Genomic DNA, 25,415 nt, shown 5'->3' on the forward strand with positions numbered 1-25,415 from the left:
TCAGGCTCCTGTGGCGGTGGTGGTGTGGATGCCGCATTCGACCTTCCCGCTGCCGGCCCAGCGGCCGGCTCGGGGGTCCTCGCCCGCGGCGACCGGGCGGGTGCAGGGACGGCAGCCGATGGAGGGGTAGCCGTTCTGCAGCAGCAGGTTCACCGGGAGGTCGTGACGGTTCGAGTGGTCGACGAGGTCGTCGAAGGTCCAGGGGGCGACCGGGTTGACCTTGATCAGCCCGTGCAGCTCGTCGAAGGTGATCAGCGGGGTGTCCACGCGGGTGGGCGCCTCGTCACGACGCACTCCGGTGAACCAGAGCCTGTACCCGCTCAGCGCCTCCCCGAGGGGCTCCATCTTCCGCATCCGGCAGCAGGCGGCGGGGTCCCTGCTGAAGAGGTCCTTGCCGTGCTCGACATCCTGCTCCGCCACGGTCAGCCGCGGAGTCACGTCGACGACGTTGACGTCCAGCCGGCGGGCGACCTCGTCACGGGCGGCGATGGTCTCACTGAAGTGGTAGCCGGTCTCGAGGAACAGCACATCCACCCCGGGCAGCTGCTCGGCGACCAGCGCCGGCAGCACCGCGTCGGCCATGGAGCAGGCGACGGCGACGTCGGCGGTGGCGACGTTCCGAGCCACCCAGCCGATGATCTGCTCGGCAGGGGCGTCCCAGCCGAGCTCCTCGGCGCCGGCGGCGGCCAGCGCCCGCAGCTGCTGGTCGGTCTGGGGGTCAGTCGTGGCCGTCATGCCGGCTCGGCCTCCTTCTGCAGCTCGGACTCGTCCACGCGGTGACTCCATCGGGCGAAGGTCTCGCCCGTCTGGCGTCCTGCGAGATAGCGACGCACCAGCAGCTCCACATAGTCGACGAGCTCCTCGGCGGTGACCTTCAGTCCGCGCACGGTGCGCCCCAGGCCGGCCTCGTCGCGGTCCACGAAGGTGAGCCCGCCGCCGAGATGGACCTGGAACCCCGGGCTCGTGCCGCCGTCGCCGTCGGGCAGCAGCTGGCCCTTGAGCCCGATGTCGGCGGTCTGGATGCGGGCGCAGGAGTTGGGGCAGCCGTTGATGTGCAGGGTCAGCCGCACCGGCATCTGGTCGGCGACGTCGGCCAGGCGCTCCTCCAGGGCGTCGATGGTCCGAGCCGCGGTGGTCTTGGTCTCCACGATGGCCAGCTTGCAGAACTCGATGCCGGTGCAGGCGATGGTGGAGCGGCGGAAGACGCTCGGCCGGGGGTCCAGCCCCAGGTCGGCCAGCGCGGCGGAGGCGGCCTCGACCTCCTTCTCCGGGAGGTCGAGGACCACCAGCTTCTGGTGGGGGGTGGTGCGCAGCCGGTGGGAGCCGTGCTTCTCGAGCAGATCGGCCAGCTGGACCAGCAGCGTGCCGGAGACCCGACCCACCGTGGGGGTGATCCCGATGTAGAACTTCCCGTCCTTCTGCCGGTGGACGCCCACGTGGTCTCCCGGGGTGTCCGGGGCGGCGGGCGCCGGACCGTCGGTGAGACGCCGGCCGAGGTACTCGTCCTCGATGATCCGACGGAACTTCTCAGGACCCCATTCGGCCAGCAGGAACTTCAGCCGGGCCTTGTTCCGCAGCCGACGGAAGCCGTAGTCGCGGAAGGTCTGGGTGACGGCGTGCCAGACCTCGGCGGCCTCCTCCTGCCGGACGAAGACCCCCAGCCGCTCGGCCAGCCGGGCATTGGTGGAGAGTCCGCCCCCGACCCACAGGTCGTAGCCGGGGCCGTGGTCGGGGTGCACGACGCCGACCAGCGCGAAGTCGTTGATCTCATGGACGACGTCCTGGGAGGGGTGGCCGGTGATGGCCGACTTGTACTTGCGCGGCAGGTTCGCCAGCTCCGGGTCTCCGATGTAGAGCTGTGCGATCTCCTGGATGACCGGGGTGGGATCGATGATCTCGTCGGCGGCGATGCCGGCCACAGGAGACCCGAGGATCACCCGCGGGGTGTCCCCGCAGGCCTCGGTGGTGCCCAGGCCGACGGATTCGAGACGGCGCCAGATCTCCGGGACGTCCTCCACGGCGACCCAGTGCAGCTGGATGTTCTGCCGGTCGGTGACGTCGGCGGTGTCTCGGGCGAACTCCCGGGAGATCTCCCCGATGACCCGCAGCTGCTCGGTGGTCAGCGCGCCGCCGTCGATGCGCACCCGGAGCATGAAGTACTTGTCATCCACCTCTTCGGGCGGCAGCGAGTTGTGCGCGCCTGCCGGCACTCCCGGGCGGCGCTGGGTGTAGAGACCCCACCAGCGGAAGCGGCCGCGCAGGTCGTCCTGGTCGATGGAGTCGAAGCCCTGCTTCGAGTAGATCGTCTCGATGCGCTCGCGGACGTTCAATCCGTTGTCGTCCTGTTTGAACTCTTCGTTGTGGTTCAGCGGCTCGGTGCCATCGATCTTCCACTGTCCGTTCGGGCGCTTCTGCGGCCGGCGAGTGGACACGGCAGACACATCGGTGCTCATGCTCCTCCATCGGTTCTGGCGTGAGCACCCGGCTCTCCCGGGTTGCTGCGGCGTCGTGGAGCCAGATCTCTCGGCCGCTCTGGATGGTCGGTGGTGAGCACCACGCTACTGCACGTCAGGGCACAGGAGAAGATAAGACGTCATATGCCGTCATCTATGTTCATGTGTTCATTCAGGATTGCGCGGTGGTCGCGACGGAGCCGCGGACGCGCTGCCGATCCCGTCGAGTGGGGGATTCGCTACCGCTTTCAGGCGAAATCGGCGCCATAGCGGCAGTGGATCCCCCACTCGATGAGAGGCGGAGGTGCTCAGGCGTCGTCGAGCCCTTGCTCCTCGAGCCACTGGGCGGCGACGTCCGCGGCCGCGGCCTGGTCATCGACGCTGACGGCGTTGAGTCCGTTGAGCTCCTCCTGGGTCAGCTCCGCGTTGACCTCCTCGATCAGCGCAGCCGCCTCCTCATCCACGGCCTCCGAGACCAGGGGGACGATGTTCTGCGGAAGCACCAGATCCTCAGGGTCCTCCAGCATGACCAGGTCATTGGCCTCGATGGCGGGATCGGCGCTGTAGATGTCGGCCACCTGCACGTCGCCGTCCAGCAGCGCCTGCACGGTCAACGGCCCTCCGGAGTCCTCCACCGGCACCAGGGTGACCTCCACCCCGTAGACCTCCTGCAGGCCGTCCGGCCCGTAGGGCCGGGTCTCGAACTCGGAGTTCGCCGCGATCCGCAGCTCCTCCTCGACCCCGGCCAGATCCCCCACGCTGCTGAGCCCATGCTCCTGGGCGAAATCCTCGGTGACCACGAAGCTGTCCTGATCGGTGGCCTCGGCAGGCGCCAGCGCGGTGATCCCCTCCGGCAGGCCCTCCTCGAGACCGCTCAGGATGCTCTCCAGGTCCGCGGCCTCCGACTCCGAGTCCACATACTGCAGCAGGTTCCCGGCGTACTCGGGGAAGACGTCGATGTCCCCGGCCTCCAGCTCCGGCATGTAGACCTCCCGCTGGCCGATGTCGAACTGCCGGTCCACCTCGTGGCCGGCCGCCTCCAGACGCTGGGCGTACAGCTCCGCGATGATCGTGTTCGAGTAGTACTGCTGGGAGCCGACGACGATCGGGCCCCCTTCTCCCCCGCCGTCGTCGCCACCCCCGCCCTCCGCCAGCGGATCATCCGCTGCACAGGCGGTCAGACCGAGAGCGGCCACGCCGACCAAGGAGAGGGCGAGACGCACACGAACGGTGCGAGGGCCGGAAGATTCACTGATGGGGCTGGGCACGGGGACCATCCTCTCCTGAGGCTCAGACGATCCCGGGGATCCTCCTGAGCGTCCGCTGGGCGATGACGAACATGGCGTCGACCAGGACCGCCACGGCGATGACCATGAGCGACGCTCCCAGCATCATGGCATAGTCATGGTTGCGCAGGCCCAGGAACAGCGGCCGGCCCAGGCCCCCGGCACCCACGTAAGCGGCCAGCGTGGCTGTGGCGATGACCTGGAGCGTCGCCAGGCGGATGCCGCCGAGGATCATCCTCAACCCCAGCGGCACCTCGACCGTGGTCAGCACCTGCCAGGGACTCAACCCCTGTGCGCGGGCCGCGTCGACCACCCGCCGATCCACTGCTTCCACCCCGGAGTATGCCCCTGCGATGATCGAGGGCACCGCGAGCACCACGAAGGCGATCATCGGCGCTGTGAGTCCGATGCCCACCGCCAGTGCGGCCAGCGTGATCAGCCCCAGAGTGGGCAGCGCGCGTGCGGCTCCGGTGGAGAGCACCGCCACGGCACGCCCCCGGCCCGTATGGCCGATGATCAGGCCCGCCGGCAGAGCCACCAGCACCGAGAGTCCGACCGCGATCAGGGTGTACCAGAGGTGTTCGGCCGTGCGCGCCCCGAGCCCGCCAGGACCGGCCCAGGCTTCGGCGCTGAGCACCCAGTGGAGCGCTTCGACGAGCTGGTTCATGCCGCACCTGCCCGGCTCCGGGGGCGCTGCCAGGGCATGACCAGCCGACCCAGCGCCACCAGCAACAGGTCCACGACGACGGCGAGCAGCACCGTCATCACGATGCCCGCCACGATCGAGGGCACGATGCCGCGCTGAAACCCGTCGGTGAACAGCGATCCGAGGCTGGTCACCCCCAGCACCGCGGACACGCTGACCATACTGATGGTGCTCACCGACACCACCCGGAGCCCGGCGAGCAGCGCCGGCCCGGCCAACGGAAGCTCCACGGTGAGGAACCCGCCCCACCGGGAGTGGCCCACCGCCGTGGCGGCCAGCCGGACGTCCTCGGACACGGCAGCGAAGGCGTCCGCAGAGGAACGGGCCATCAGGGCCAGGCCGAAGAGGGTGAGGGCGACGATGACGTTCAGGCTGTCACGGACACCGGTACCGATCAGGATCGGCAGGACGATGAACAGCGGCAGGGACGGGATCGCGTAGAGCAGCCCCACCGAGCCGAGAAGCGGCTCACGGAGCCGCCCGAGCCGATCGGCGAGTCGCCCCACCGGCAGGGAGATCAGGAACGCGGCCGCCACGGCAGGAAGACTGAGCAGAAGGTGGTCCGCGGTCAGGCCGAGGATGCGTGGCAGGTTCGCCAGGATCCACTCCATCAGTGCTCTCCGGGCAGATGACCCAGGCTCTCGGCGCCAGCGGCTCCGTCGATCAGTCCCACCGGCCGCCCGACTCCGTCGGTGACGGTCCACCCGCCATCGGCGCGGGGTGAGGCATGGAGGCGACGCCGGCCCTCCTCCAGACCCAGGAAGCGCGAGACGAAGGCGTCGGCCGGGTCCTCCACGAGCTCGCGGGGAGAACCGACCTGCGCCACCTCTCCCCCGGCGCGCAGCACCACGATCTGGTCACCCAGGGTGAGCGCCTCGTCGATGTCATGGGTGACGAAGATGGTCGTCTTGCGCAGCTCCTCCTGCAGCCGCTTCAGCTGCACCTGAAGCTCCACACGCACCAGAGGATCCACCGCGCCGAAGGGCTCGTCCATCAGCAGGATGTTCGGGTCATCGGCCAGCGCACGCGCCACACCAACCCTCTGCTGCTGCCCCCCGGAGAGCTGGCCTGGGAAACGCTGCGCCAGCTCCGCAGACAGGTCCACCAGCTCCATGAGGTCCCTGGCGCGCCCATGCGCCTCCGCGCGGGAGACCCCGTTGAGCCGGGGCACGGTGGCGATGTTGTCCAGCACCCGACGGTGCGGCATCAGCCCGGAGTGCTGCATGACGTATCCGATGCTGCGCCGCAGCTGCACCGGTGGGCGGGCGGCGATGTCCTGGCCATCGATGCGCACCGCCCCGGAGGTCGGCTCCACCATCCGATTGACCATGCGCAGCAACGTGGTCTTGCCGCAGCCGGAGGAGCCCAGCAGCACTGTGGTCGTGTGGGAGGGCACGGTCAGGCTGAAGCTGCGCACCGCCGTCGTGCCGTCCGGATAGGTCTTGGTCACCTGGTCGAACTCGATCATGATGCCGGGGCCTCCCTCTCATCGCCGACCAGGACGGCATCTGCCGCAGTGTCCTCGCGCAGCGCCCGATGCACCTCCGCGTGCTCCTCGAGGCGCGAGGCCATGACGTCCACGGCTTCCGCGGAGGAGTCGATGCAGACGAACCGACGATCGGTCTCGACGGCGGCCGCGCCGAGCGTCCCGGACCCGGCGAAGAAGTCGAGCACCCAGTCGCCGGGGCGCGAGGAGGCCTGCACCATGCGGCGGACCAGGCCCACGGGCTTCTGCGTGGGGTAACCGGTCTTCTCTTTGCCCGTCGGGGAGACGATCGTGTGCCACCAGACGTCGGTGGGCAGCTTGCCCCGGGCGGCCTTCTCCGGGGTCACGAGACCGGGGGCCATGTAGGGCTCGCGGTCGACCTCCTCGGAGTCGAAGTGGTACTTCGAGGGGTCCTTCACATAGACCAGGATGGTCTCGTGCTTGGTGGGCCAGCGCTTCCGTGTACGGGCGCCGTAGTCATAGGCCCAGATGATCTCGTTGAGGAAGCTGTCCCGCCCGAAGATCACATCGCACATGACCTTGGCGTAGTGGACCTCGCGGTAATCGAGGTGCAGGTAGAGGGTTCCGGTCTCATCGAGCAGCCGCCAGGCTTCGAGCAGGCGGGGCTCCAAGAACTCCCAGTAGTCCGGGAAAGAGTCGTCATACTGGGCCAGCAGCTCACGAAAGGTGTCATAGCTGCGCCCGGCGAATCCGACGCGTCCACCGGTGCCCTCCTGACGGCGGACGGTGGTGGTGCGGACCGCCCGTTGGGCCCGCCCGGTGTTGAACGGCGGATCCAGGTAGATCATCGCGAAGGCCCCGTCGGGGAGCCGCCGCAGGTGTTCGAGGTTCTCTCCCTCGAGCACCAACGACGGCCCGTCCACGGCGAAGGTGGTCATCCTCGGGTCCTCGCAGGTCCGGGGACGCTCAGTCGGCGGAGGACGAGTTCGAGCCGGAGCCGGTGCGACGACGGCGGCGGCGCCTCCGCTGCCCGCCCGAGGCCTCCTCGCTCTGGGCCGAGGCCGTGGTGCCGTTCTGCTTCTCCCCGGACTCCTGACGCTCCCCCTCGGAGGAACGACGCGTACGGTCGCGGCCGCCCCGAGAACCACCGCGCGAACCGCCGCGGGAGCCTTCACGGGCGCCCTCACGGGAGCCTCCGCCGGAACGGGAGTCGCGGCCCTCGCGGGAGCCGCCGCGGCCCTTGCCGGCAGAGGGCCCGCCGAGGTCCTCGAGAGTCTCGTCGTCCAGGTTGGTCTTGGAGCGCTTATGGCGCGGAAGCCGCCCCTTCGTGCCCTTGGGGATGTCCAGGTCGGCGAACAGGTGCGGTGAGGAGGAATAGGTCTCCACGGGGTCATCGATGCCCAGGTCCAGCGCCCGGTTGATCAGCTTCCAGCGCGGGACGTCCTCCCAGTCCACGAAGGTCACCGCAGTGCCCTTCTGCCCGGCCCGGCCGGTGCGACCGATGCGGTGGAGGTAGGTCTTCTCGTCATCCGGGGCCGTCAGATTGATGACGTGGGTGACGTCGGTGACGTCGATGCCCCGGGCGGCGACGTCGGTGGCGACCAGGACGTCGATCTTCTCATTGCGGAACGCCCGCAGGGCCTGCTCGCGAGCGCCCTGACCGAGGTCGCCGTGGATGGCGCCGGCGGCGAAGCCACGAGAGATCAGCTCCGTGGAGAGCCTGTCGGCCTGGCGCTTGGTCCGGGTGAAGACGATCGTCCGGCCCCGGCCCTCGGCCTGCAGGATCCGGGCCACGACCTCGTCCTTGTCCAGGTGGTGCGCCCGGTAGACGACCTGCCGGATGTCCTTCTTGGTCACACCCTCATCCAGGGGGTCCGCCGCGCTGATGTGGGTCGGCTTGGTCATGTAGCGGCGGGCCATGCTCACCACCGGACCCGGCATGGTGGCCGAGAACAGCATCGTCTGACGCACCGGGGGCAGAGCGCCGAGGATGGTCTCGACGTCGGGCAGGAAGCCCAGGTCGAGCATCTCGTCGGCCTCGTCGAGCACGACGATCTGGACGTTCTTCAGCTTCAGGTGCCGCTGGCGGTGCAGGTCGATGAGACGACCCGGGGTGCCGACGACGATCTCGACGCCGCGCTGCAGCTCCTCGATCTGCGGCTCGTAGGCCCGTCCGCCGTAGATGGTGGCCACCCGGGCGCCGCGCGTGGAGCCGGCGACCTTGATGTCCGAGGCGACCTGCACGGCCAGCTCACGGGTCGGCGCGACGACCAGCGCCTGCGGCGCACCCGGGACGGGCAGCTCGTCGAAACCGGGGTCCTGCGGCGCGGTGACGCGCTGGAGTGCGGGGATTCCGAAACCGAGGGTCTTGCCCGTGCCGGTCTTGGCCTGCCCGATGATGTCATAGCCGCCCAGGGCGATCGGCAGCGTCTCGGCCTGGATGGGGAACGGCGTGATGATCCCCTTCTCCGCGAGCGCCTCGACGATCTCTGGGCGGACGTTGAAGTCGGCGAAGGTCACGACAGACTCGGCGGTCTCGCCGCCGTCGTCCTGCGCGAGGCCCTCGGCCGATTCAGCAGTCTTTTCAGTCATAGGTACTTTCATTCGGCGACTGCGGCGAAGCCGACAGTCTGTTTGGTGTCGGAGCCGATCTCCACATATCCGATGCTGGCGACCGGCACCACGATCTTCTTCTCACGACGGTCCGTGAGGGTCAGCAGCGGCTTGGCGTTCTCCAGTGCGTCGGCCACCGACTTCTCGACCTCCTCCGCGGAGACGTCCGTCTCGATGACGATCTCGCGGGAGACGTTCTGGATTCCGATGCGAATTTCCATGCCACTCCTTCGACTCGGCGCGATCTGTGCCGATCCGATACTACCTACTGTGTCGGCACGACGCCGTCCTGCTCCCTGGGGAAGCCCGAGATTCCGCGCCAAGCCAAACGAGAGGTCAGCTGCGAGGAGACATCCAGGTCCGGCCGCTCGGAGAGTCTGCTCCAGTGCCGGGCCGCCGAGGTGACCATGCCGATGAGCCCGTGGCCCAGCAGCGTGGCCTCGGCCATCGGCTGACCGGTGTCGTCGGCGATGACCTCGGCGATGGCGACGGCGACGTTGTCATGGAACCGGTCCATGCGGGGCTGCACGGCTTCGTCATTGTCCATCCCCGAGGTGAAGAGCAGCCGATAGGCCTCGTCCTCACGGGAGATGAACTCGTAGAACGCCGTCATCGTGGCCGAGACGCGCTCCTTGTTGTCCTCCGTGGAGCCCAGAGCCTGGGTGAGCATCTGCTCCAGCTGGCCCAGGTGGGAGTCCAGCAGATCCAGGAACAGCTCATGCTTGCCCGGGAAGTGCTGATAGAGCACGGGTTTGGAGACCTGCGCGACGTCGGCGATGTCGTCCATCGAGGCGCTGTGGTACCCCTTGGCCACGAAGACCTGCAGGGCACAGTCCAGCAGCTGGCGTCGCCGCATCTCTCGCGGCATCCGCTTGGCCCGCTGGGGCGCCGGAGCGGAGATGGTCTCGTCCTGTGTCATGGACACCCAGTGTACGGAACCCCGCCGACCAGCACAGCCGGAGTCCCTCAGAGCCCCTGCACCCGCCCGTAGGCTGGCGATCCGGAGGCCATATCCATCAGCTCGGCGACCGTGTCCAGATCGGTGGTGTTCTCCCCGATGAGGTTCGGCTTGCCGGCCCCGTGGTAGTCCGAGGAGCCGGTCACCAGGAGTCCGTGGCGGCGGGCCAGCTCCAGCAGCGTCCGCCGACCGGGCTCCGGGTTGTCCCGGTGCCAGACCTCGACGCCGGCCAGGCCGACGTCGATCATCTCCTCCATCTGCTCCATGGACACCGTGCGTCCACGTCCGGAGGCCATCGAATGGGCGATCACGGGAACTCCACCGGCCTCGCGGACCAGCCGGATCGCCGTCGTCGGGTGCATGTTCTCCTGGCTGACGTAGTAGGGCGAGCCCCTGAACAGCAGGCGGTCGAAGGCCTCCTGCCGGTCGGCCACCGCTCCCACCGCGACCAGCGCATCGGCCAGGTGGGGCCTGCCCACCGTGGCGCCGTCGGCCACCTGATTCAGCACGTCGTCCCAGGTCAGAGGAAAGTCGATGCTCAGCCGCTCCGCCATGCGGCGGGCACGGACCATCCGACCCGAGCGGGCGTCGCGGATCGCGCGCGCCAGACCCTCATGGTGGGGGTCATGGAGGTAGCTGAGCATGTGGACGCTGATCCGATCATCGGTCAGTGTGGTGATCTCCATGCCCGGGATCAGCAGGATCTCGTGCTCCTGGGCCGCGCGCATCGCCTCCGCCCACCCGACGGTGGTGTCGTGGTCGGTGAGCGCCAGTCCGTCGAGACCCGCCCGACGGGCGCTGGCCACGACGTCTGCCGGCGACTGCGTACCGTCGGAGCAGTACGAATGCGTGTGGAGATCGACGCCCATGAACTCACTGTAACCGTCATCCCCTGGGAGCCGCCTCCCGAAGGTGGAAGACTGGGGCCATGCTCAGTTCGCAGAATCACGCTTCCTCATCCGAGGCGCCCGCCGCAGCGCCCCCGACGTCGGCGGAGGACTCCGCCGCCCAGCCGCTGCAGGACCGCGGCTCCAACCGCTCCCAGCGCCCCACCTCTGAGGCGTTCCGGGAGTTCATGGCCTCCTCCTGGGCGCCCGCCGAGAGGGTCGAGCATCCGCGGGACGCCGTGGCCGACCACGCCGCCCTCCGCCGCCGTCGCGTCTCCGAGGCGTTCCCCGGCGAGCGGCTGGTGCTGCCGGCGGGCCCCCTGAAGGTCCGCTCCAACGACACCGACTACCGGTTCCGCCCGCACTCGGCCTTCGCCCACCTCACCGGCCTGGGCGTGGACCACGAGCCGGAGGCGACGCTGGTCTTCGAGCCGGTGGACGAGGGCACCGGGGACGACGGCGGCCACCACGAGTGCACGCTCTACTTCAAGCCCATGGCCGGCCGGGACAGCGAGGAGTTCTACGCCGATGCCCGCCACGGCGAGTTCTGGATCGGCCCTCGCCCGGGACTGGAGGAGTTCAGCCAGCGGCTGGGGATCCGCACGGCAGACATCTCCGAGCTCGAGGTGGGCGTGACCAAGAACGCCGGCGCGGTAGAGATCGGCGGCACCCGGATCCGTCTGCTGCGCGAGGTGGACCTCAATGTGGATGCGCTGGTGGACACGTCGCGCATCAACACCGGTGTGGACCTGGAGGCCTCCGACGCCCTCGACGCCGAGCTGGCCGAGTCGCTCTCGGCACTGCGCCTGGTCAAGGACGACTGGGAGGTCGGACAGCTGCGCGAATCGGTGAACTCCACGATCGCCGGGTTCCACGACGTCGTCGCCGCGCTTCCCCGCGCGGTGGGTCACGCCCGCGGAGAGCGGGTGGTCGAGGGCGCGTTCTTCGCCCGGGCACGCCTGGAGGGCAACGATCTCGGCTACGACACCATCGCCGCAAGCGGCAACAACGCCACGGTGCTGCACTGGATCCGCAACACCGGCGAGGTCCGCGAGGGCGACCTGCTGCTGCTGGACGCCGGAGTGGAGGCGGACTCCCTCTACACGGCGGACATCACGCGCACCCTGCCGGTCAGCGGCAGTTTCACCCCGGTGCAGCGCCGGGTCTACGAGGCCGTGCTGGCGGCCGCCGACGCCGCCTTCGAGGTGGTGCGCCCCGGCATCCGGTTCCGGGAGATCCACCAGACGGCGGTCCGTGTGCTCGCCGAGCACCTGGACTCTTGGGGTCTGCTGCCGGTCGGCCTGGAGGAGGCCCTCTCCGAGGAGGGTCAGCATCATCGTCGGTGGATGCCGCATGGCACCTCCCATCACCTGGGGCTCGACGTCCACGACTGCGCACAGGCCAAGCGTGAGCTCTACCTGGACGGCGTGCTCGAGGAGGGCATGGTGTTCACCATCGAGCCGGGCCTGTACTTCAAGGCCGAGGACCTCGCCGTGCCGGAGGAGTACCGCAGCATCGGGGTGCGGATCGAGGACGACGTCCTGGTGACCGCCGACGGCGCGGAGAACCTCTCGGCGGCGCTCCCGCGGGGCGCTGACGAGGTCGAGGCCTGGATGCGCCGGATCTGGGAGAGCTGACCCCTCTCGACCACGACGAGCCCCGGGCGCCCTGTGTCCGCGCCCGGGGCTCGTCGTGCGCGGAATCCAGACGGCGCCTGCGCTCGCCCCCGGAATCCGGGGCCTGACCTGGGCGAACAATGCTGTTGTTGCAGGATTTCCCGATCTATCCTGTGATCACCGGCCACATGGCTCGGAGAACCCGATCAGGAGGAACATATGAGTATCATCGGTTGGCTCATCCTCGGTCTCATCGCGGGGGCGATCGCACGGGCGATCCTGCCCGGCAGGCAGCCGGGAGGCTGGATCGCCGCACTGATCACCGGAGTGCTCGGCGCCCTGGTCGGCGGGTTCATCGCCTCCGCCATCTTCGGGGTGAACGTGAATGACGCGTTCTTCGATCTCCCGACCTGGCTGTTCGCCATCTGTGGCGGCGTGATCGTCGCCTTCATCTGGCAGGCGATCACCGGACGACGCGGCGCCGACGTCTGACCGGGGTCACCGCGGAGACGGAGACACCACAGCAGCAGAGACAAGGCCACCCCGCCGCACCGCTGCCCGACGATCTGGGAGCTCAGTGCTGGCGGGGTGTCCTGTGTCTCGGTGTGGGGCGTCTCTGCGCGCCGTCTCTCTGTCTTTCGGCCCGGGTCAGCCGCGCTCGCCCGGCCGCTGCGCGGTATCATCCGGGGCAGCCTCGTCCGAGGCAGCCTCGTCCGGGGCCGTGCCGTCCGACACATCCCGCTGTGCCTCCCCCTGCTCCTTCGCCTGCTCCTGCGCCTGCTCCATGACGCGGACCCCGAACCGCGGTCGACCGTCGGGGAGGTCGTCATACCCGGTGCGGAACTGCGCGGTCGGGTCGAGGACGCCGTCCTCCCGGGCCTGGTCCTGCGCGGCCGGCTGGCCATGATGCGCGGAGTCGGGTGGGGCCGGCGCGGCCGGGGTGCCCGCGGCGGGGGCACCGGCAGCCTCGGATCCCCCCTGCGGCGCGGCCACCGTCCGGGCGGGCGCGGCATGGGGGCGATGCGCCGGGGCGAGCGGTTGGGAGGTCGGGTCGTCATACGCCGTCACCCCGCGAACTCCTGCACCGGCCACCAGCTGCCGCGCACGGTGTGCCACGGAGAAGTCGCACACGACGTCGAAGGTGGTGGCCACCAGCTGCGAGGAGGAGGCGAAGTCGCGCTGCCCCCGCCGGATGGCGTAGCTGATCACCCCGACGATCATCCAGATCGCCATGCCGAGCAGCACCGCCAGGAGCAGATCAGGGATGCCGGCCTCCGGGCTGAACAGCACGATCAGCAGACCGATGAACGCACCGAACATGGCGCCCTGTGCGGCCCCGGCCCCCGCCACACGCGGGTAGGAGAGCCGACGGCGGATATGTTCCACGGTGCGCAGGTCATTGCCCACGATGGAGAGCGTCTTGATGTCGAAGTCCTCGGCCGCCGCCAGGTGGTCCACCACCTTCTGGGCGTCCTCGTAGGAGCGGTACCGGCCCAGCAGCTCACCCCGGGGCAGCCCGCTGTTCTGGGGAGACGTCATCGGAGCATTGGTCGACATGGCACCATTCTGCCCGCTCTCCGACGTCGTGCCGGCTCAGCGGCGCGACGTTCGCACTGGGCGCACTCTTCGAGGACGATATCCCGGCACGGGAGCCCCCTCGCGCCCCTAGACTGGTGGGGTGTCTGAATCCCCCGTCATCGAGCGCATCCGCACCCGACTCTCCGAGGTGCTCGACCCGGAGATCCGGCTCCCGATCACGCAGCTGGGCATGGTCGGGGCGATCCACGTCGACGAGGCCGGCGCGGCCGAGATCCGCATCAAACTGACCATCGAGGGCTGTCCGATGCGCAGCCGGATCATCGATGACGTCACCGCCGCCGCAGTGCGCGCCGAGGGCGTGACCACCGCATCGGTGGAGCTGGGAGTGATGACCCCCGAGGAGCGCGCGGAGCTGAAGGACCAGCTGCGCGGCGGCGAGTCCGGGCGCATCATCCGCTTCGCGCAGCCGGACAGCCTGACCCGCGTCTACGCGGTCGCCTCCGGCAAGGGCGGGGTCGGGAAGTCGACAGTGACGGTCAACCTCGCCTGCGCGCTGGCCGCGGAGGGCCTGAAGGTCGGACTCATCGACGCCGACATCCATGGGTTCTCCGTACCGGGCCTGATGGGCATCACCGACAAGCCCACCCGCCTGGACGAGATGATCCTGCCCCCGGTCGCGCATGGGGTGAAGACGATCTCCATCGGCATGTTCCTCGACGGCAACCAGGCGGTGGCGTGGCGCGGACCGATGCTGCACCGGGCGGTCGAGCAGTTCCTCACCGATGTGCATTTCGGCGACCTCGACGTGCTGCTGCTGGACCTTCCTCCGGGCACCGGGGACATCGCCATCTCGGTGGCGCAGCTGCTGCCCGGCTCCGAGCTGCTGGTGGTCACCACTCCGCAGGCGGCCGCCTCGACCATCGCCGAACGCGCCGGAGGGCTGAGCACCCAGACCGAGCAGAAGGTGACCGGAGTGGTGGAGAACATGGGTCCGATGACGCTGCCCGACGGCACGACCCTGGACCTCTTCGGCACCGGCGGCGGGCAGATCGTCGCCGACAGGCTCACCGAACAGCTCGAGATCTCGGTCCCGCTGCTGGGCAGCGTCCCCTTGGACACCCGCCTGCGGCAGGCCGGCGACGACGGCGCTCCGGTGGTGCTCTCCGCGCCGGACTCCCCCTCCGGCGTCGCGCTGCGCGAGATCGCCTCTCGGATGGCCCGCCGTCCCCGCAGCCTCGCCGAGCGCCGTCTGCCCTTCGGCCCGGCCTGACCGGTCGGCCTGACCGGTCGGCCTGATCGGGCCGGCCTGGCACATCAGGTGATACCCCTCACTTAGTATGGTGCTGTGCGTCACGGCACTGCGTGCTCCGCACGGCATCAGCACTGCAGAATGACGAGGGAGAACATCATGATCCGCACCCATGCACGAGCCCGCACTGCCGGAGCCGCGCTGGCGGCCTCAGCACTGCTGCTGACCGCCTGCGGCGACGACGGCGACTCCGCCGCGGAGGGCGGGGAGGAGGTCGGCAGCCAGGACGCCGACTTCCTGACCATCGCCACCGGCGGCTCTTCGGGCGTCTATTACCAGATCGGCGCCACCATGGCGGATCTGCTCGCCGACGAGCTGGGGGCCGACACCTCCGTGCAGGCCACCGGCGCCTCCGCAGAGAACATCAACCTGCTCACCGACGGCAACGCCGAGATCGCCTTCACCATGGGTGACGCGACCGTCCAGGCCCTCGACGGCACCGGCCCCTTCGAGGACGACCCGCGCGAGGGCCTCCTGGCCATCATGACCATGTACCCCAACACCGTGCAGCTCATCGCCCGCGCCGATGCAGGCATCGAGTCGGTGGAGGACCTTGAGGGCGCCAATGTCGCCGTCGGTGACGTGGGGTCCGGGGTGGAGCTCAACGCGCAGATGGTGCTGGGCGCCTACGACCTCTCCTACGACGACATCAACGAGGACTACCTCTCCTACGCGGAGGCCACAGATCAGATGGCCAACGGCCACATCGACGCGCTCTTCGCCACCTCGGGCCTGCCCAATCCCTCGCTGACCGAGCTGGCGACGAACACCGACTTCGTCACCGTCCCGATCGACGGAGAGGGCCGGGAGAACCTGCTCGCCGAGTATGAGTTCTTCGAGGAGAACATCATCCCGGCCGGCACCTACGAGGACGATGAGGACGTGGAGACGGTCAGCGTCACCAATCACCTGCTGGTCTCCTCCGAGATGAGCGAGGAAGCGGTCCATGACGTCACCGCCGCCATCTTCGACAACATCGACCGGCTGCATGCCTCCCATGCCGAGGCGGAGAGCATCACCCTCGAGACGGCGACCGAAGGACTGGTCGTGCCGCTGCACCCCGGAGCCGAGCAGTATTTCGAGGAGCAGGGTGTGGACACCGACGCCGACGCCGAGGACGCCGACGCTGAGGATGACGCGGAGGACGAGACCGACGACGAGTGACCTCCCTGAGGGCCTGACACGGCGGCGGCTGCTCACCCATGCCGGTGCGGCAGCCGCCGTCGCGCTCACCTCGCCCCTGCTGCTGGTCGGCTGCGGCAGCGGGATCCGCCTGATCTGCCGCCACCAGCGCACCGAGGAGGTCTATGCCTCCGTGCCGGTGGAGATCGGCTCGATCATCACCCACTCGTGGATGCACTCCATCGAGCGTTCGCGATGGACCGACAGCTACCGAGTCGACGGAGACACCCTGATGCTGGTGCGCACCGAGTTCGAAGAATATGGCGCGGGGATGCCCCTGGATGAGGGCACGGTCAGCATCCAGGACGGCACAGTCGTCATCGAGGACATCGATCGTGCCTTCGAGGCGATCCGATGGATCCATTCCCACCGGGTGGACTACCGCATCGGCGTCGACGGCGACACCGGACTCATCGACGCCCGAGAGCTTCCCGACAGCGAACCCCTAGAACTGAGGCCAGGATGATCAAGGAGAAGAAGACCTCCGACGACGGCGGCACCTCCCGCGACCCGAGGAATGCGCGGACCACCGCCGCCGACTCCGACCTTCCCCTCGGCGCCGACGGAACACTGGAGCTGATCCCGGATTCGGAGTCGGAACGGCAGGTGCTGGAGCAGGAGGCGGCCGAGGCGGCCTCGAAGTACGACGCGGAGTCCCGCATCCGACGGGCGCCATGGCGTCCGTTGGCGCTGCTGATCAGTGCAGTGGCGATCTTCACCGCGCTCTACCACCTCTACACGGCCTACTTCGGCGCACCCCCGACCCTGATCCACCGTTCGCTGCACGTCAGTCTGATCCTGTTCCTGGTCTTCATGCTCTACCCGCCGTCGGCACGCGCCACCTCGCAGTGGTGGCGCATCCCCGACGCCGTGTTGGCGATCGCCTCATTGGTCCCCTGGCTCTACATCTGGCTGAACTATGAAGAAGTGGTGCTGCAGGCGGGGCGGTTCACCGCCGCCGACATCGCCGTGGCCAGCCTGCTGGTGGTGCTGGTGCTGGAGGCCGCACGCCGCGTGACGGGCTGGGCGCTGCCGATCCTGGCGCTGCTCTTCATCCTGTTCGGCATGTACGGCCGAGAGCTGCCCGGCCTGCTGCGCCATCGCGGCTATGACTGGGACACGCTGGCCTATCAGTTCTTCGCCACCACCGAGGGAGTCTTCGGCACCGCGATCGGGGTCTCCTCCACCTACATCTTCCTGTTCATCCTCTTCGGAGCCTTCCTGGCGAAGTCCGGGATGAGCCAGATGTTCAACGACCTCGCCCTGGCGATCGCCGGTCAGAGCCGCGGAGGTCCTGCGAAGGTCGCCACTCTGGCCTCGGGGTTCATGGGCTCGATCAACGGGTCGGCCATCGCCAACGTGGTCTCCACCGGGGCGTTCACCATTCCGCTGATGAAGAAGATCGGCTACAGCCGCAACTTCGCCGGGGCCGTCGAGTCCAGCGCCTCTGTGGGCGGCCAGGTGCTGCCGCCGATCATGGGCGCGGCCGCGTTCATCATGGCCGAAACCATCGGAGTCCCCTACACCACGGTCGCCCTGGCGGCGATCGTGCCCGCTCTGCTGTACTACGTCAGCCTCATCGCGCAGATCCACCTGCGTGCCACGCGCATGGGCCTGAAGGGCATCGCCAAGGAGAACCTGCCCGATGTGCTCGGGGTGCTCAAGGAGCGCGGGCATCTGATGCTCCCCCTGGTGTTCCTGCTCTACATGCTGTTCTTCTCCGGCCGGACGATCCTCTACTCGGCGTTCCTGACCATCCTGGTCACCATCGCTGTGGCGATGCTGCGGCGCACCAGCCGGATGAGCCTCCGAGACCTCCTGCAGGCCCTGGAGGACGGCACCCGCTCCGCGCTGGGCGTGGCGGTGGCCTGCGCCTCAGTGGGTGTGATCGTCGGCGTGGTGACCATCTCCGGATTCGGCGTGACCCTGGCCTCAGCCATCGTGCAGCTCTCCGGAGGGGTGCTGTTCTGGACCCTGGTGATGACGATGCTGGCCTGTCTGGTGCTCGGGATGGGGCTCCCGTCGATCCCTGCCTACATCGTCACCGCCACCATGGCCGCCCCGGCCCTGACCACCCTCGGGGTGGAGCCGCTGGTGGCGCATCTGTTCGTGTTCTACTTCGGTCTGTTCGCCAACATCACTCCCCCGGTGGCCCTGGCGGCCTTCGCGGCTTCCGGGATCAGCGGCGGCAAGCCGATGGCCACCGGCGGCGCGGCGTTCAAACTGGCGTCGGCCGGCTTCGTCATCCCGTACATGTTCGTCTACAACCCGGATCTGCTCCTGCGCGACGTCGACCTGATCACCGGCGTCACCGTCGTCGCCTCCGCCCTGCTGGCCGTGCTGCTGCTGGGCGTGGCGCTGGAGGGCCACTTCATGGTGCCGATGGCCTGGTACCTGCGGATCGTGCTGGCTGTGGGCGCGGTGATGATGCTCTCGGCCGACATCCTCTACGACGTCGTCGGCGCGGTGCTGGTGGTGGCGGTGCTGGGCGTGCAGCTGCTCAAGGCCCGGAGCGCCGGGAAGCTGAGCATCCGCGCGATCTGATCCTGGGCCGTGTGTCCTGGGGTCACAGGGCACACGGCCCAGGTTCAGGTCATCCCCGGGTCACGGGGCCCTGCGACGACGGCGGCGCACCGAGATCGCGGCCAGCAGGTCCTCCTCGGCGCGGGCACCGGGCTTCACCCCGCCCGGCAGGCGCAACGCGAAGGTGATCCCCAGCAGCCACCACAGCCCGAACATGAGCCAGGGCTGCGGCTCCAGGAAGGCCGGCATCCCCGGCAGGTACAGGATCAGCATCGCCGCGGAAGCGACCACGGCGCTCACTCCCACGACGAGACCGCCGACCTCGGAGCGGCCGCCCACCCGCATGGGCCGGGGCATCTCGGGTTCCCGGCGCCGCAGCACCAGGAACACCACGGCCACCAGCAGGTAGGTGATGACGATGCTCGGTGAGCCGGAGTCCACCAGCCACACCAGCATCGCCTCCCCGAAGAACGGGGCGATCACCGAAAGGCCTCCGATGAAGAGCAGCGCGTTGACCGGTGTGCCGTTGCGGGCATGCAGCGTGGCGAACCAGGCGGGCAGCATCCCCGAGTTCGCCATCGCCCAGATGAGCCGGGAGGCGCCGATCAGGAAGGCGTTCCAGGAGGTGAGCAGGCCGGCCAGCCCACCGGCCACCACGATGTTCCCCCAGAACTGAGCTCCCATCAGCACGGTCATGGCGTCAGCGGTGGCGAGGTCGAAGTCGCCCATCTCGTCGGCGGGCAGCGCCACCGAGGTGGTCAGCACGATGAGGACGTAGAAGGCCGCGGCGGCCAGCACGGAGAAGACCACCAGCCGCCCGATCTTCTGCGGCGGCAGCCTGACCTCCTCAGCGGACTGCGGGATGACGTCGAAGCCGACGAACAGGAAGGGCACCATCACCAGCACGGCGATGATCCCGGCTGACCCTCCCGTGAACAGCGGCTCAGCGTTCGAGGGCTCCCCGCCGAACAGCGCGGCGGCGAGCATGACCACGGCGACGACCACCACGAACATGATCACCGAGGTCTGGAACAGACTGGCCTGCTTGATGCCGCGGATGTTCAGCCAGGTCAGCAGCACCGCGGTGCCGGATCCGATCAGCGCCCAGGTCAGGTGCACCTGGGAGTCGGCGATGGTCCACAGCGGAATCTGATGGACCTGCGGAAAGATGTAGGCCACCGTCCGCGGGATGGCCACCGCTTCGAAGGCCACCACCGTGACGTAGCCTCCGACGATCCCCCAGGAGCCCAGCATCGCCACTCGGGGATCGAAGCCGCGCAGCAGGTAGTTGTGCTCACCACCGGCCAGCGGCATGGCTGAGACGAGCTCCGAATAGACCAGCCCGACCAGTGCCATGATGACCGCGCCGATCAGGAACGCCGACACCGCCCCGAACGTGCCGGCACTGGTGAGCCAGTCCCCGGTCAGGACGATCCAGCCGAAGCCGATCATCGCCCCGAACCCGAGGAAGAACGTCTCCAAGCGTCCCAGAGACGGAATGAACCGTCTCGGCGTCGCTGTCTCATCCATGGTGCCCCTCCGTGTCTCCTCGACGGGTGATGCCACACACGCTCAGGTGTGGATCACACCCTAGAGATGTTTCACGAAGGTGTCACCGCAGGGTTCCAGGTCCGCCTGAGACACGGCAGGCGACCGGCGTCGTCTCAGGTGGCGTCGATGTCGAAGGGCGCAGGCTGCGGGGCGTCCTGAGACTCGTCGCCGACCTCGCCCAGCTCACCCGTCCCGAGCTGCGGAGAGCCGGCGACGGCGGCGCCCGCCAGTCCGGCGGCCAGGGCTCCGGAAGCCGTGTCCCGCTCCCGGGAGCCGAAGACCTCCCGAGGGTCCGGAGCATCGGAGCGCTTCGCCGCCCCGGCGGTGCCGGCACGCTGGGCCGCGTTGGAGTCCGTGCCGGCGCCTCTGCTCGGGCTGGTCCGGGGGGCAGACCCTGCGGCGCTCGTGGCCGCGCGGGAACTGCCGGAGGATCCTGTCCGTGGCCCCGGGCCGGACCGGCGGCCGCCGGCTCGTCCGGCCCCTGAGCGTGGCAGACGGGGCGCCTCGATGCGTGCGGCGTCGCGGACCTCTCCGACGGCGCGGCGGGTACTCTCGAAATCCTCGGCCAGAGCCTCGCGGATGATCCTCCGCGGGTCGTACTGACGCGGGTCGTACTTCTTCCAGTCGACGTCCTCGAAATCCGCCCCGGTCTCCTCCTTGAACTGCTGCTTGGCGTCCTCGGCCATGCCGCGGGCCTTCCGGACCCATTCAGCGAGCGTCTGGGCATACTGCGGCAGTCGTTCAGGGCCGAGGATGACCAGAGCGAGCACCACCAGGATGATGAGCTCATAACCGTTGATACCAAGCACAGATCAAATCTACCGTGAACTCAGTCGATCCACCTGAACAGCTCGTCGAGTCCACGTTCCAGCCGGTCGACGCCGGAGGGCGAACCGGGCAGCATCTGCACCCGGGCTCGATCGGCGGCCATCACCCAGTCCGCCACCTGCTGGGCTGCGGAGTCCGGGAGGTTCGAGGTGATCACGTACTGCACTCCGGCCGACTCCACCGTCGCAGTCCAGCGGTCATCCTGGCGGGCCACGTAGATGTCGCAGTCTTCGCCGGTGCTCAGCGTGACCTGCTGATGCTCCACCTTCTCCTCATCGAGGATCTCGGTGAACTTCTCGTCCAGCGTGGTGAGCTCGACGGCCTCACCCTCCGGGCGGGTCTCCGCGATGCTGATGTACTCGCCTCCCTCGGAGAGCTGCAGCTCCACGGTCCGTACGCCGTCGACCACGGCGGTCTCAACGTGCTCGGGGTCGAACCCGAATCCGAAGTCCACCAGGTGACCGACCGTCCAGCCCAGCGGCTTGAGCTTGTCCAGGCTGGCCACATCGACCTCGTGGACTGTGGTCCGCTCGACTGCTCCAGGCAGCTGCGCGGTGCCGTCGGCCCGGATCTGCGGCTCGGACGCTCCGGCCGGCGCAGGGACGGCCGAGGGCACGGAGGCTCGCCCCTCGGTGGGCAGCAAGGAATCCACGGAGTCAGGTTGGGCCGCCGTGCGCCCTCCCACGATCCAGGCTGCGGCGAAGACCACGACACCTGCCGCCACGGTGATCACGAGACACAGCGCGACGAGCCAGCCGGCGCGGGGCCTGGCGGAACGACGATCAGTGAGGGGACGGCGCGTGACGGACGTGGGCATCGGAGACAATTCTGCGAGTCAATGCTGAGTGCAGGCTGGGAAACCTCTGGAAGAATCAGGGCTCTATAGGATGGTGGCCGAGCGCGTCGGCGAGCGACGCCCGAGGCTCCGCCACGGAGCCCGAGGTCAGCGCAGGAAGGCCAGATGAGAACCCTCAACAGTCCGCAGACTGCCAAGCACGCCAGCTGGGAGTATGCCGAGCAGCATCAGGCGGAGGATCACACCCTGGAGGCAGCCCGCCTGCGCGGCAAGGACCTGGGACTGACCCCGGTCAGCGAGGGCACCGCCGCGGCGCTGACCGTGCTGGCCGCCGCCGCCCAAGCGCGTGGCGTCGTCGAGGTCGGCACCGGGGTCGGCGTCTCCGGACTCTCGCTGCTGCGCGGGGCCTCGCCGGAGGCGGTGCTGACCAGCATCGACCCCGACGCCGATCATCTGCATGCGGCTCGTGCCACGTTCCGGGACGGCGGAGTGCCCGTCGCGCGCACCCGGCTGATCACCGGACGGGCCGAGGAGGTCCTGCCCCGGCTCACCACCGGCGGCTACTGCGTGGTGCATCTGGACGCGGACAGTCCGGCCCTGGAAGATTTCGTCGAGCAGGCCGTGCGACTGCTCCGGCCCGGAGGGCTGCTGATCCTCAACGATGCGCTCGACCATGACCGCCTGCCGCGGCCTGCGGTCCGAGAGGAGCCCACCGTCAGGAAACGGGCGGTGGAACGTGCCGTGCGCGACGACGAGCGCCTGGTCACCACGATGCTCGGTACCGGCACCGGGCTGCTCGTCGCCGTCAGGCGCTGACCGGAGAGCCCTTGAAGGGAAGACTCACTCCCCCACAGCTTTGACCAGGCACTCCTTGAGCGCCTGCGCCTCCTCCTGGTTGATCTCCAGCACCAGGCGACCCCCACCGTCGATGGGCACCCGCATGATGAGGCTGCGACCTTCCTGAGCTACCTCCATAGGACCGTCGCCGGTACGCGGTTTCATTGCAGCCATCGAGTGCATCCCTTCTGGTGTTCCTCTGGGCGGATGTGTCCCACATCCCCTTCCATTATCCCCCACCGGGGGCGAATGTCACCCGGAGAACCGGTGTATGACCTGATCAGCACGGCCTCATCCCTGCCCAGGGCCCTTCCGGCCACTCGGCTGATCCGGGTTCCGCCCCGTCTCGAGCTGGTCGGCGAGTGCGTCGAGCAGTCGGTCCACCTGCTCCATGCGGTAGCCGCGCAGGGCCGGCTGGAGCCGGATCCCGCGCAGATCTGCTGCACTGAGGGGGGCGGCCGCGCGGTCTGCGAGCAGCTCGGCCACCTCATCGGCGGTGGTCTCCTCCGCCGGAGGTTCGGCGCCTTCAGCTCGGCCGACCAGGAGCACGACGACGACGCCCAGCAGCGCCACGGCGAGCAGGTAGAGCCAGATCATGGTTTCACCCTCTCCACGGGCGCCGAGTCTGCGGCCTGGACGACCTCCTGGACCTCCGGTGCGCCGGAGGTGCCGGCGAGTTCCTCCGGCTCAGACTCGGGCTGGACGATCAGGGTGACCACCGCGAGGATCAGGACATACACCGCGAAGACCCGGAAATGTCCGCGGTAGAGCATGCGCAGCACCAGCCACAGCGCCGCCGCGCCCACCAGCGCAGAGACAAGGAACGCCACCACGTAGGCGTCGACACCGATCATCAACGGTCCGCGATGGTCCAGCAGGCTCAGTGACTGCAGGCCCGTAGCCGCCACGATGGTCGGGATGGCCACGAAGAAGCTGTACTGCGCAGCGATCTTGCGGTGCATGCCCAATGCCAGGGCCACGGCGATGGTCAGTCCGGAGCGGCTCAGCCCCGGAAACAGCGCGGCGGCCTGAGCCAGGCCGATCAGCAGCGCGACCCAGATCGTCATCTGCGCCGCACCTCTCCAGGTGTCTCGGACGGTGTCAGTCCACCAGAGGATCGCTCCGGTGACCAGCAGCATCACAGAGACGGCCCACGGAGTGGCGAACACCCCGGTCCCGTACTCGCGGACCAGCAGTCCCAACACTCCGGTGACACCGGTGGTGACCACCCCGAAGAGCATCAGCCGCAGATGGATCATGTGGCGCAGGGAGCGACGGCGGGCCCAAAGTCGCAGCTCCCGGACGGTGCCGCTCAGCAGCTGCACCAGGGGGCGATGCATCACCACCACGACCGAGACCATCGTGCCCATGTGGACCACCAGGTTGAACAGGATCATCTCCGGGGTGTCCGGGGAGGGCACCGGAGATCCGGTGGCCGCCATCCAGTGCTGGGTCAGCACCAGATGAGAGGAGGAGCTCACCGGGATGAACATGAACAGCCCTTGGACCACGCCCAGGAGCAGGGATTCCCACAGGGTCACCGGGTCACCTTCTGTCAGTCGGAACGCCAGCGGCGGAGAGCAGTCGAGGAAGTACCTCGCCGGACCGCCCACGGATCGCGAAGTCCATGACCTCGGTCAGGCCGGTCTCCTCCGGGTTGATCTCGATCAGCGGGATGCCGCGCTCCAGCCCCAGCAGCGGCAGAGAGGCCGCCGGCTGCACGATCCCTGACGTGCCGACCACGACCACCAGGTCCGCTGCACGGATGGCGGCGGCAGCAGCGTCGAAGGCCGGGGCGGGCAGCATCTCCCCGAACCAGACCACGTCGGGGCGCAGCACTCCGTCCGGACAGCTCTCGCAGCCAGGCGGGTCCTCAGGCGTCGGGGGCGCGGTGAAGCCGTCATAGCGCGGAGCCGGCAGCTCGGCCGACTCGCCACAGTCGGCGCAGCGGTGGGCGGCGAGGCTGCCGTGCAGGTGGCCCAGCACCTCAGCCCCTGCGCGCTCGTGCAGGTCATCCACGTTCTGGGTCACCACGGCCAGCCAGCCGTGCTGGGCGGCGAGGTGCTCCTGCCACGCGGCCAGGCACCGGTGCCCGGCGTTCGGCTCGACGGCGTCGATCAGTGACTGCCGCCAGCGGTACCAGGTCCACACCAGGGCCGGATCGTTGTCGAAGGCATCGGGGGTGGCGAGCTCCTCTGCGGAGAACCGTTCCCAGAGCCCACGCTGGACCTCACGAAAGGTGGGCACCCCGGACTCGGCGGAGATCCCCGCCCCGCTGAGCACCACCACCCGGCGGGCATCGCGGACCAGGGCCACCACGTCCTCCGGCACCGATTCGGTCACAGACAGCTCTCGCATGCTCACCACCGTATCCACTCCCGCCCCGGCGCACTAAGCTGAGAAGATCCTGGACACACTTTCACTCGCAGGAGGAACCATGACGCAGCAGCCCATCGGGCAGGGGCCTGAGCCCTTCGACCCGAACAACCCGCAGCAGCCCCCGCAGCCGGTGGGCGGTGCGCAGCCCAGCGTCCAGGCACTCTCCCCCGGGGAGGAGCAGGGGTGGGGTGTCGCCGTGCACCTCGGCGGTGTCTTCCTCTCCTGGCTGGTCCCGCTGGTGGTGTGGCTGGTCTTCCGCGAACGCAGCCGGCTGATCGACGATCATGGCAAGGAGGCGCTGAACTTCCAGATCACGCTCTTCATCGGCTATGTGATCTCCGTCGTCCTCATGTTCGTCCTCGTCGGGATCCTGCTCTGGATCGCCCTGTGGATCTGCGCGATCATCTTCGGAATCATGGCCTCCATGGCCGCCTACAACCGCCGTCCGTACCGCTACCCGATCAGCATCCGATTCATCAAGTGATCCGGCCGACCTCCGACGATC

The 25,415-nt window shown here is 68.9% G+C and carries 27 protein-coding genes and 1 riboswitch; of the genes, 8 read left to right on the plus strand and 19 right to left on the minus strand.

Annotated features, from left to right (window positions below; translation table 11 throughout):
- From ODE13_RS01970 to ODE13_RS02020, 11 genes are all read right to left on the minus strand, one after another.
- On the minus strand, nucleotides 1-735 hold the full coding sequence (locus ODE13_RS01970; protein WP_322477756.1) for a phosphoadenylyl-sulfate reductase: 735 nt from the start codon (nucleotides 733-735) through the stop codon (nucleotides 1-3).
- Nucleotides 732-2,453, minus strand: a complete 1,722-nt coding sequence (locus ODE13_RS01975; protein WP_322477757.1) for a nitrite/sulfite reductase — start codon at nucleotides 2,451-2,453, stop codon at nucleotides 732-734. The genes ODE13_RS01970 and ODE13_RS01975 overlap by 4 nt, the downstream gene beginning before the upstream one ends.
- Before the next feature lie 3 nt (nucleotides 2,454-2,456).
- Nucleotides 2,457-2,543: riboswitch (SAM riboswitch) on the minus strand.
- A gap of 218 nt (nucleotides 2,544-2,761) precedes the next feature.
- Nucleotides 2,762-3,721: an ABC transporter substrate-binding protein gene (locus tag ODE13_RS01980; RefSeq protein ID WP_322477758.1), complete on the minus strand. Its 960-nt coding sequence runs from the start codon at nucleotides 3,719-3,721 to the stop codon at nucleotides 2,762-2,764.
- A gap of 22 nt (nucleotides 3,722-3,743) precedes the next feature.
- On the minus strand, nucleotides 3,744-4,406 hold the full coding sequence (locus ODE13_RS01985; protein WP_322477759.1) for an ABC transporter permease: 663 nt from the start codon (nucleotides 4,404-4,406) through the stop codon (nucleotides 3,744-3,746).
- Entirely contained in the window at nucleotides 4,403-5,056 is a 654-nt protein-coding gene (locus ODE13_RS01990; RefSeq protein ID WP_322477760.1) for an ABC transporter permease, read from the minus strand. Before ODE13_RS01990 ends, ODE13_RS01985 begins: the two co-directional genes overlap by 4 nt.
- Entirely contained in the window at nucleotides 5,056-5,913 is an 858-nt protein-coding gene (locus tag ODE13_RS01995; protein ID WP_322477761.1) for an ABC transporter ATP-binding protein, read from the minus strand. The genes ODE13_RS01990 and ODE13_RS01995 overlap by 1 nt, the downstream gene beginning before the upstream one ends.
- A complete protein-coding gene (locus ODE13_RS02000) occupies nucleotides 5,910-6,830 on the minus strand; it encodes a site-specific DNA-methyltransferase (protein WP_322477762.1) in 921 nt (306 codons plus the stop codon). The genes ODE13_RS01995 and ODE13_RS02000 overlap by 4 nt, the downstream gene beginning before the upstream one ends.
- A 28-nt stretch (nucleotides 6,831-6,858) precedes the next feature.
- A complete protein-coding gene (locus tag ODE13_RS02005) occupies nucleotides 6,859-8,484 on the minus strand; it encodes a DEAD/DEAH box helicase (protein ID WP_322477763.1) in 1,626 nt (541 codons plus the stop codon).
- A gap of 8 nt (nucleotides 8,485-8,492) precedes the next feature.
- The gene (locus ODE13_RS02010) at nucleotides 8,493-8,726 is read right to left on the minus strand and encodes a DUF3107 domain-containing protein (protein WP_179542178.1); all 234 of its coding nucleotides are present in this window, start codon (nucleotides 8,724-8,726) and stop codon (nucleotides 8,493-8,495) included.
- A gap of 44 nt (nucleotides 8,727-8,770) precedes the next feature.
- A complete protein-coding gene (locus ODE13_RS02015) occupies nucleotides 8,771-9,424 on the minus strand; it encodes a TetR/AcrR family transcriptional regulator (protein WP_322477764.1) in 654 nt (217 codons plus the stop codon).
- Nucleotides 9,425-9,471: 47 nt separating this feature from the next.
- The gene (locus ODE13_RS02020; protein WP_322477765.1) at nucleotides 9,472-10,332 is read right to left on the minus strand and encodes a PHP domain-containing protein; all 861 of its coding nucleotides are present in this window, start codon (nucleotides 10,330-10,332) and stop codon (nucleotides 9,472-9,474) included.
- 59 nt (nucleotides 10,333-10,391) lie between these two features.
- On the opposite strand from ODE13_RS02020, the gene ODE13_RS02025 reads away from it, so the two are divergent.
- Both ODE13_RS02025 and ODE13_RS02030 read left to right on the plus strand, forming a co-directional pair.
- The gene (locus ODE13_RS02025; protein ID WP_322477766.1) at nucleotides 10,392-11,987 is read left to right on the plus strand and encodes an aminopeptidase P family protein; all 1,596 of its coding nucleotides are present in this window, start codon (nucleotides 10,392-10,394) and stop codon (nucleotides 11,985-11,987) included.
- 198 nt (nucleotides 11,988-12,185) lie between these two features.
- Nucleotides 12,186-12,458 (plus strand): GlsB/YeaQ/YmgE family stress response membrane protein, encoded by a 273-nt coding sequence (locus ODE13_RS02030; protein WP_322477767.1) that lies wholly within the window; start codon nucleotides 12,186-12,188, stop codon nucleotides 12,456-12,458.
- Between the two features lie 156 nt (nucleotides 12,459-12,614).
- Here ODE13_RS02030 and ODE13_RS02035 read toward each other — a convergent pair whose 3' ends face one another.
- Nucleotides 12,615-13,523, minus strand: coding sequence for a general stress protein (locus tag ODE13_RS02035; protein ID WP_322477768.1), 909 nt, complete (start codon nucleotides 13,521-13,523; stop codon nucleotides 12,615-12,617).
- A gap of 121 nt (nucleotides 13,524-13,644) precedes the next feature.
- Between ODE13_RS02035 and ODE13_RS02040 the strand changes: the two genes are divergently transcribed.
- From ODE13_RS02040 to ODE13_RS02055, 4 genes are all read left to right on the plus strand, one after another.
- Nucleotides 13,645-14,775, plus strand: a complete 1,131-nt coding sequence (locus ODE13_RS02040) for an Mrp/NBP35 family ATP-binding protein (RefSeq protein WP_322477769.1) — start codon at nucleotides 13,645-13,647, stop codon at nucleotides 14,773-14,775.
- 138 nt (nucleotides 14,776-14,913) lie between these two features.
- Nucleotides 14,914-15,978, plus strand: a complete 1,065-nt coding sequence (locus ODE13_RS02045; RefSeq protein WP_322477770.1) for a TAXI family TRAP transporter solute-binding subunit — start codon at nucleotides 14,914-14,916, stop codon at nucleotides 15,976-15,978.
- Nucleotides 15,947-16,462: a DUF1850 domain-containing protein gene (locus ODE13_RS02050; protein ID WP_322477771.1), complete on the plus strand. Its 516-nt coding sequence runs from the start codon at nucleotides 15,947-15,949 to the stop codon at nucleotides 16,460-16,462. Before ODE13_RS02045 ends, ODE13_RS02050 begins: the two co-directional genes overlap by 32 nt.
- Nucleotides 16,459-18,540, plus strand: a complete 2,082-nt coding sequence (locus tag ODE13_RS02055) for a TRAP transporter permease (RefSeq protein WP_322477772.1) — start codon at nucleotides 16,459-16,461, stop codon at nucleotides 18,538-18,540. Before ODE13_RS02050 ends, ODE13_RS02055 begins: the two co-directional genes overlap by 4 nt.
- Nucleotides 18,541-18,600: 60 nt before the next feature.
- On the opposite strand, the gene ODE13_RS02060 is transcribed toward ODE13_RS02055, so the two are convergent.
- The 3 genes from ODE13_RS02060 to ODE13_RS02070 all read right to left on the minus strand — a co-directional run bounded on the left by ODE13_RS02060 (nucleotide 18,601) and on the right by ODE13_RS02070 (nucleotide 21,715).
- A complete protein-coding gene (locus ODE13_RS02060; protein ID WP_322477773.1) occupies nucleotides 18,601-20,049 on the minus strand; it encodes an APC family permease in 1,449 nt (482 codons plus the stop codon).
- A gap of 134 nt (nucleotides 20,050-20,183) precedes the next feature.
- A complete protein-coding gene (locus tag ODE13_RS02065; protein WP_322477774.1) occupies nucleotides 20,184-20,879 on the minus strand; it encodes a Sec-independent protein translocase TatB in 696 nt (231 codons plus the stop codon).
- 20 nt (nucleotides 20,880-20,899) lie between these two features.
- Nucleotides 20,900-21,715: a hypothetical protein gene (locus ODE13_RS02070; RefSeq protein ID WP_322477775.1), complete on the minus strand. Its 816-nt coding sequence runs from the start codon at nucleotides 21,713-21,715 to the stop codon at nucleotides 20,900-20,902.
- Between the two features lie 144 nt (nucleotides 21,716-21,859).
- Here ODE13_RS02070 and ODE13_RS02075 point away from each other — a divergent pair, with 144 nt between their 5' ends.
- Nucleotides 21,860-22,510, plus strand: coding sequence for an O-methyltransferase (locus tag ODE13_RS02075; protein ID WP_322477776.1), 651 nt, complete (start codon nucleotides 21,860-21,862; stop codon nucleotides 22,508-22,510).
- 24 nt (nucleotides 22,511-22,534) lie between these two features.
- Here the strand turns inward: ODE13_RS02075 and ODE13_RS02080 are convergent, their stop codons facing one another.
- The 4 genes from ODE13_RS02080 to ODE13_RS02095 form a co-directional block, all read right to left on the minus strand.
- Nucleotides 22,535-22,705 carry a DUF3117 domain-containing protein gene (locus ODE13_RS02080; protein ID WP_179542164.1) on the minus strand — a complete coding sequence of 57 codons (171 nt, stop codon included), beginning with the start codon at nucleotides 22,703-22,705 and terminating at the stop codon, nucleotides 22,535-22,537.
- 117 nt (nucleotides 22,706-22,822) lie between these two features.
- Nucleotides 22,823-23,128 carry a DivIVA domain-containing protein gene (locus tag ODE13_RS02085; RefSeq protein WP_322477777.1) on the minus strand — a complete coding sequence of 102 codons (306 nt, stop codon included), beginning with the start codon at nucleotides 23,126-23,128 and terminating at the stop codon, nucleotides 22,823-22,825.
- The gene (locus ODE13_RS02090) at nucleotides 23,125-24,072 is read right to left on the minus strand and encodes an undecaprenyl-diphosphate phosphatase (protein WP_322477778.1); all 948 of its coding nucleotides are present in this window, start codon (nucleotides 24,070-24,072) and stop codon (nucleotides 23,125-23,127) included. The genes ODE13_RS02085 and ODE13_RS02090 overlap by 4 nt, the downstream gene beginning before the upstream one ends.
- A 4-nt stretch (nucleotides 24,073-24,076) precedes the next feature.
- Complete coding sequence (locus ODE13_RS02095; protein ID WP_322477779.1) at nucleotides 24,077-24,889, minus strand: NAD-dependent deacylase; 813 nt, start codon at nucleotides 24,887-24,889, stop codon at nucleotides 24,077-24,079.
- Nucleotides 24,890-24,968: 79 nt separating this feature from the next.
- Between ODE13_RS02095 and ODE13_RS02100 the strand changes: the two genes are divergently transcribed.
- A complete protein-coding gene (locus tag ODE13_RS02100) occupies nucleotides 24,969-25,394 on the plus strand; it encodes a DUF4870 domain-containing protein (RefSeq protein WP_322477780.1) in 426 nt (141 codons plus the stop codon).
- Nucleotides 25,395-25,415 lie beyond the last annotated feature (21 nt).

The sequence above is a fragment of the Nesterenkonia sp. HG001 genome, from assembly GCF_034438835.1.
GTDB lineage: Bacteria > Actinomycetota > Actinomycetes > Actinomycetales > Micrococcaceae > Nesterenkonia > Nesterenkonia xinjiangensis.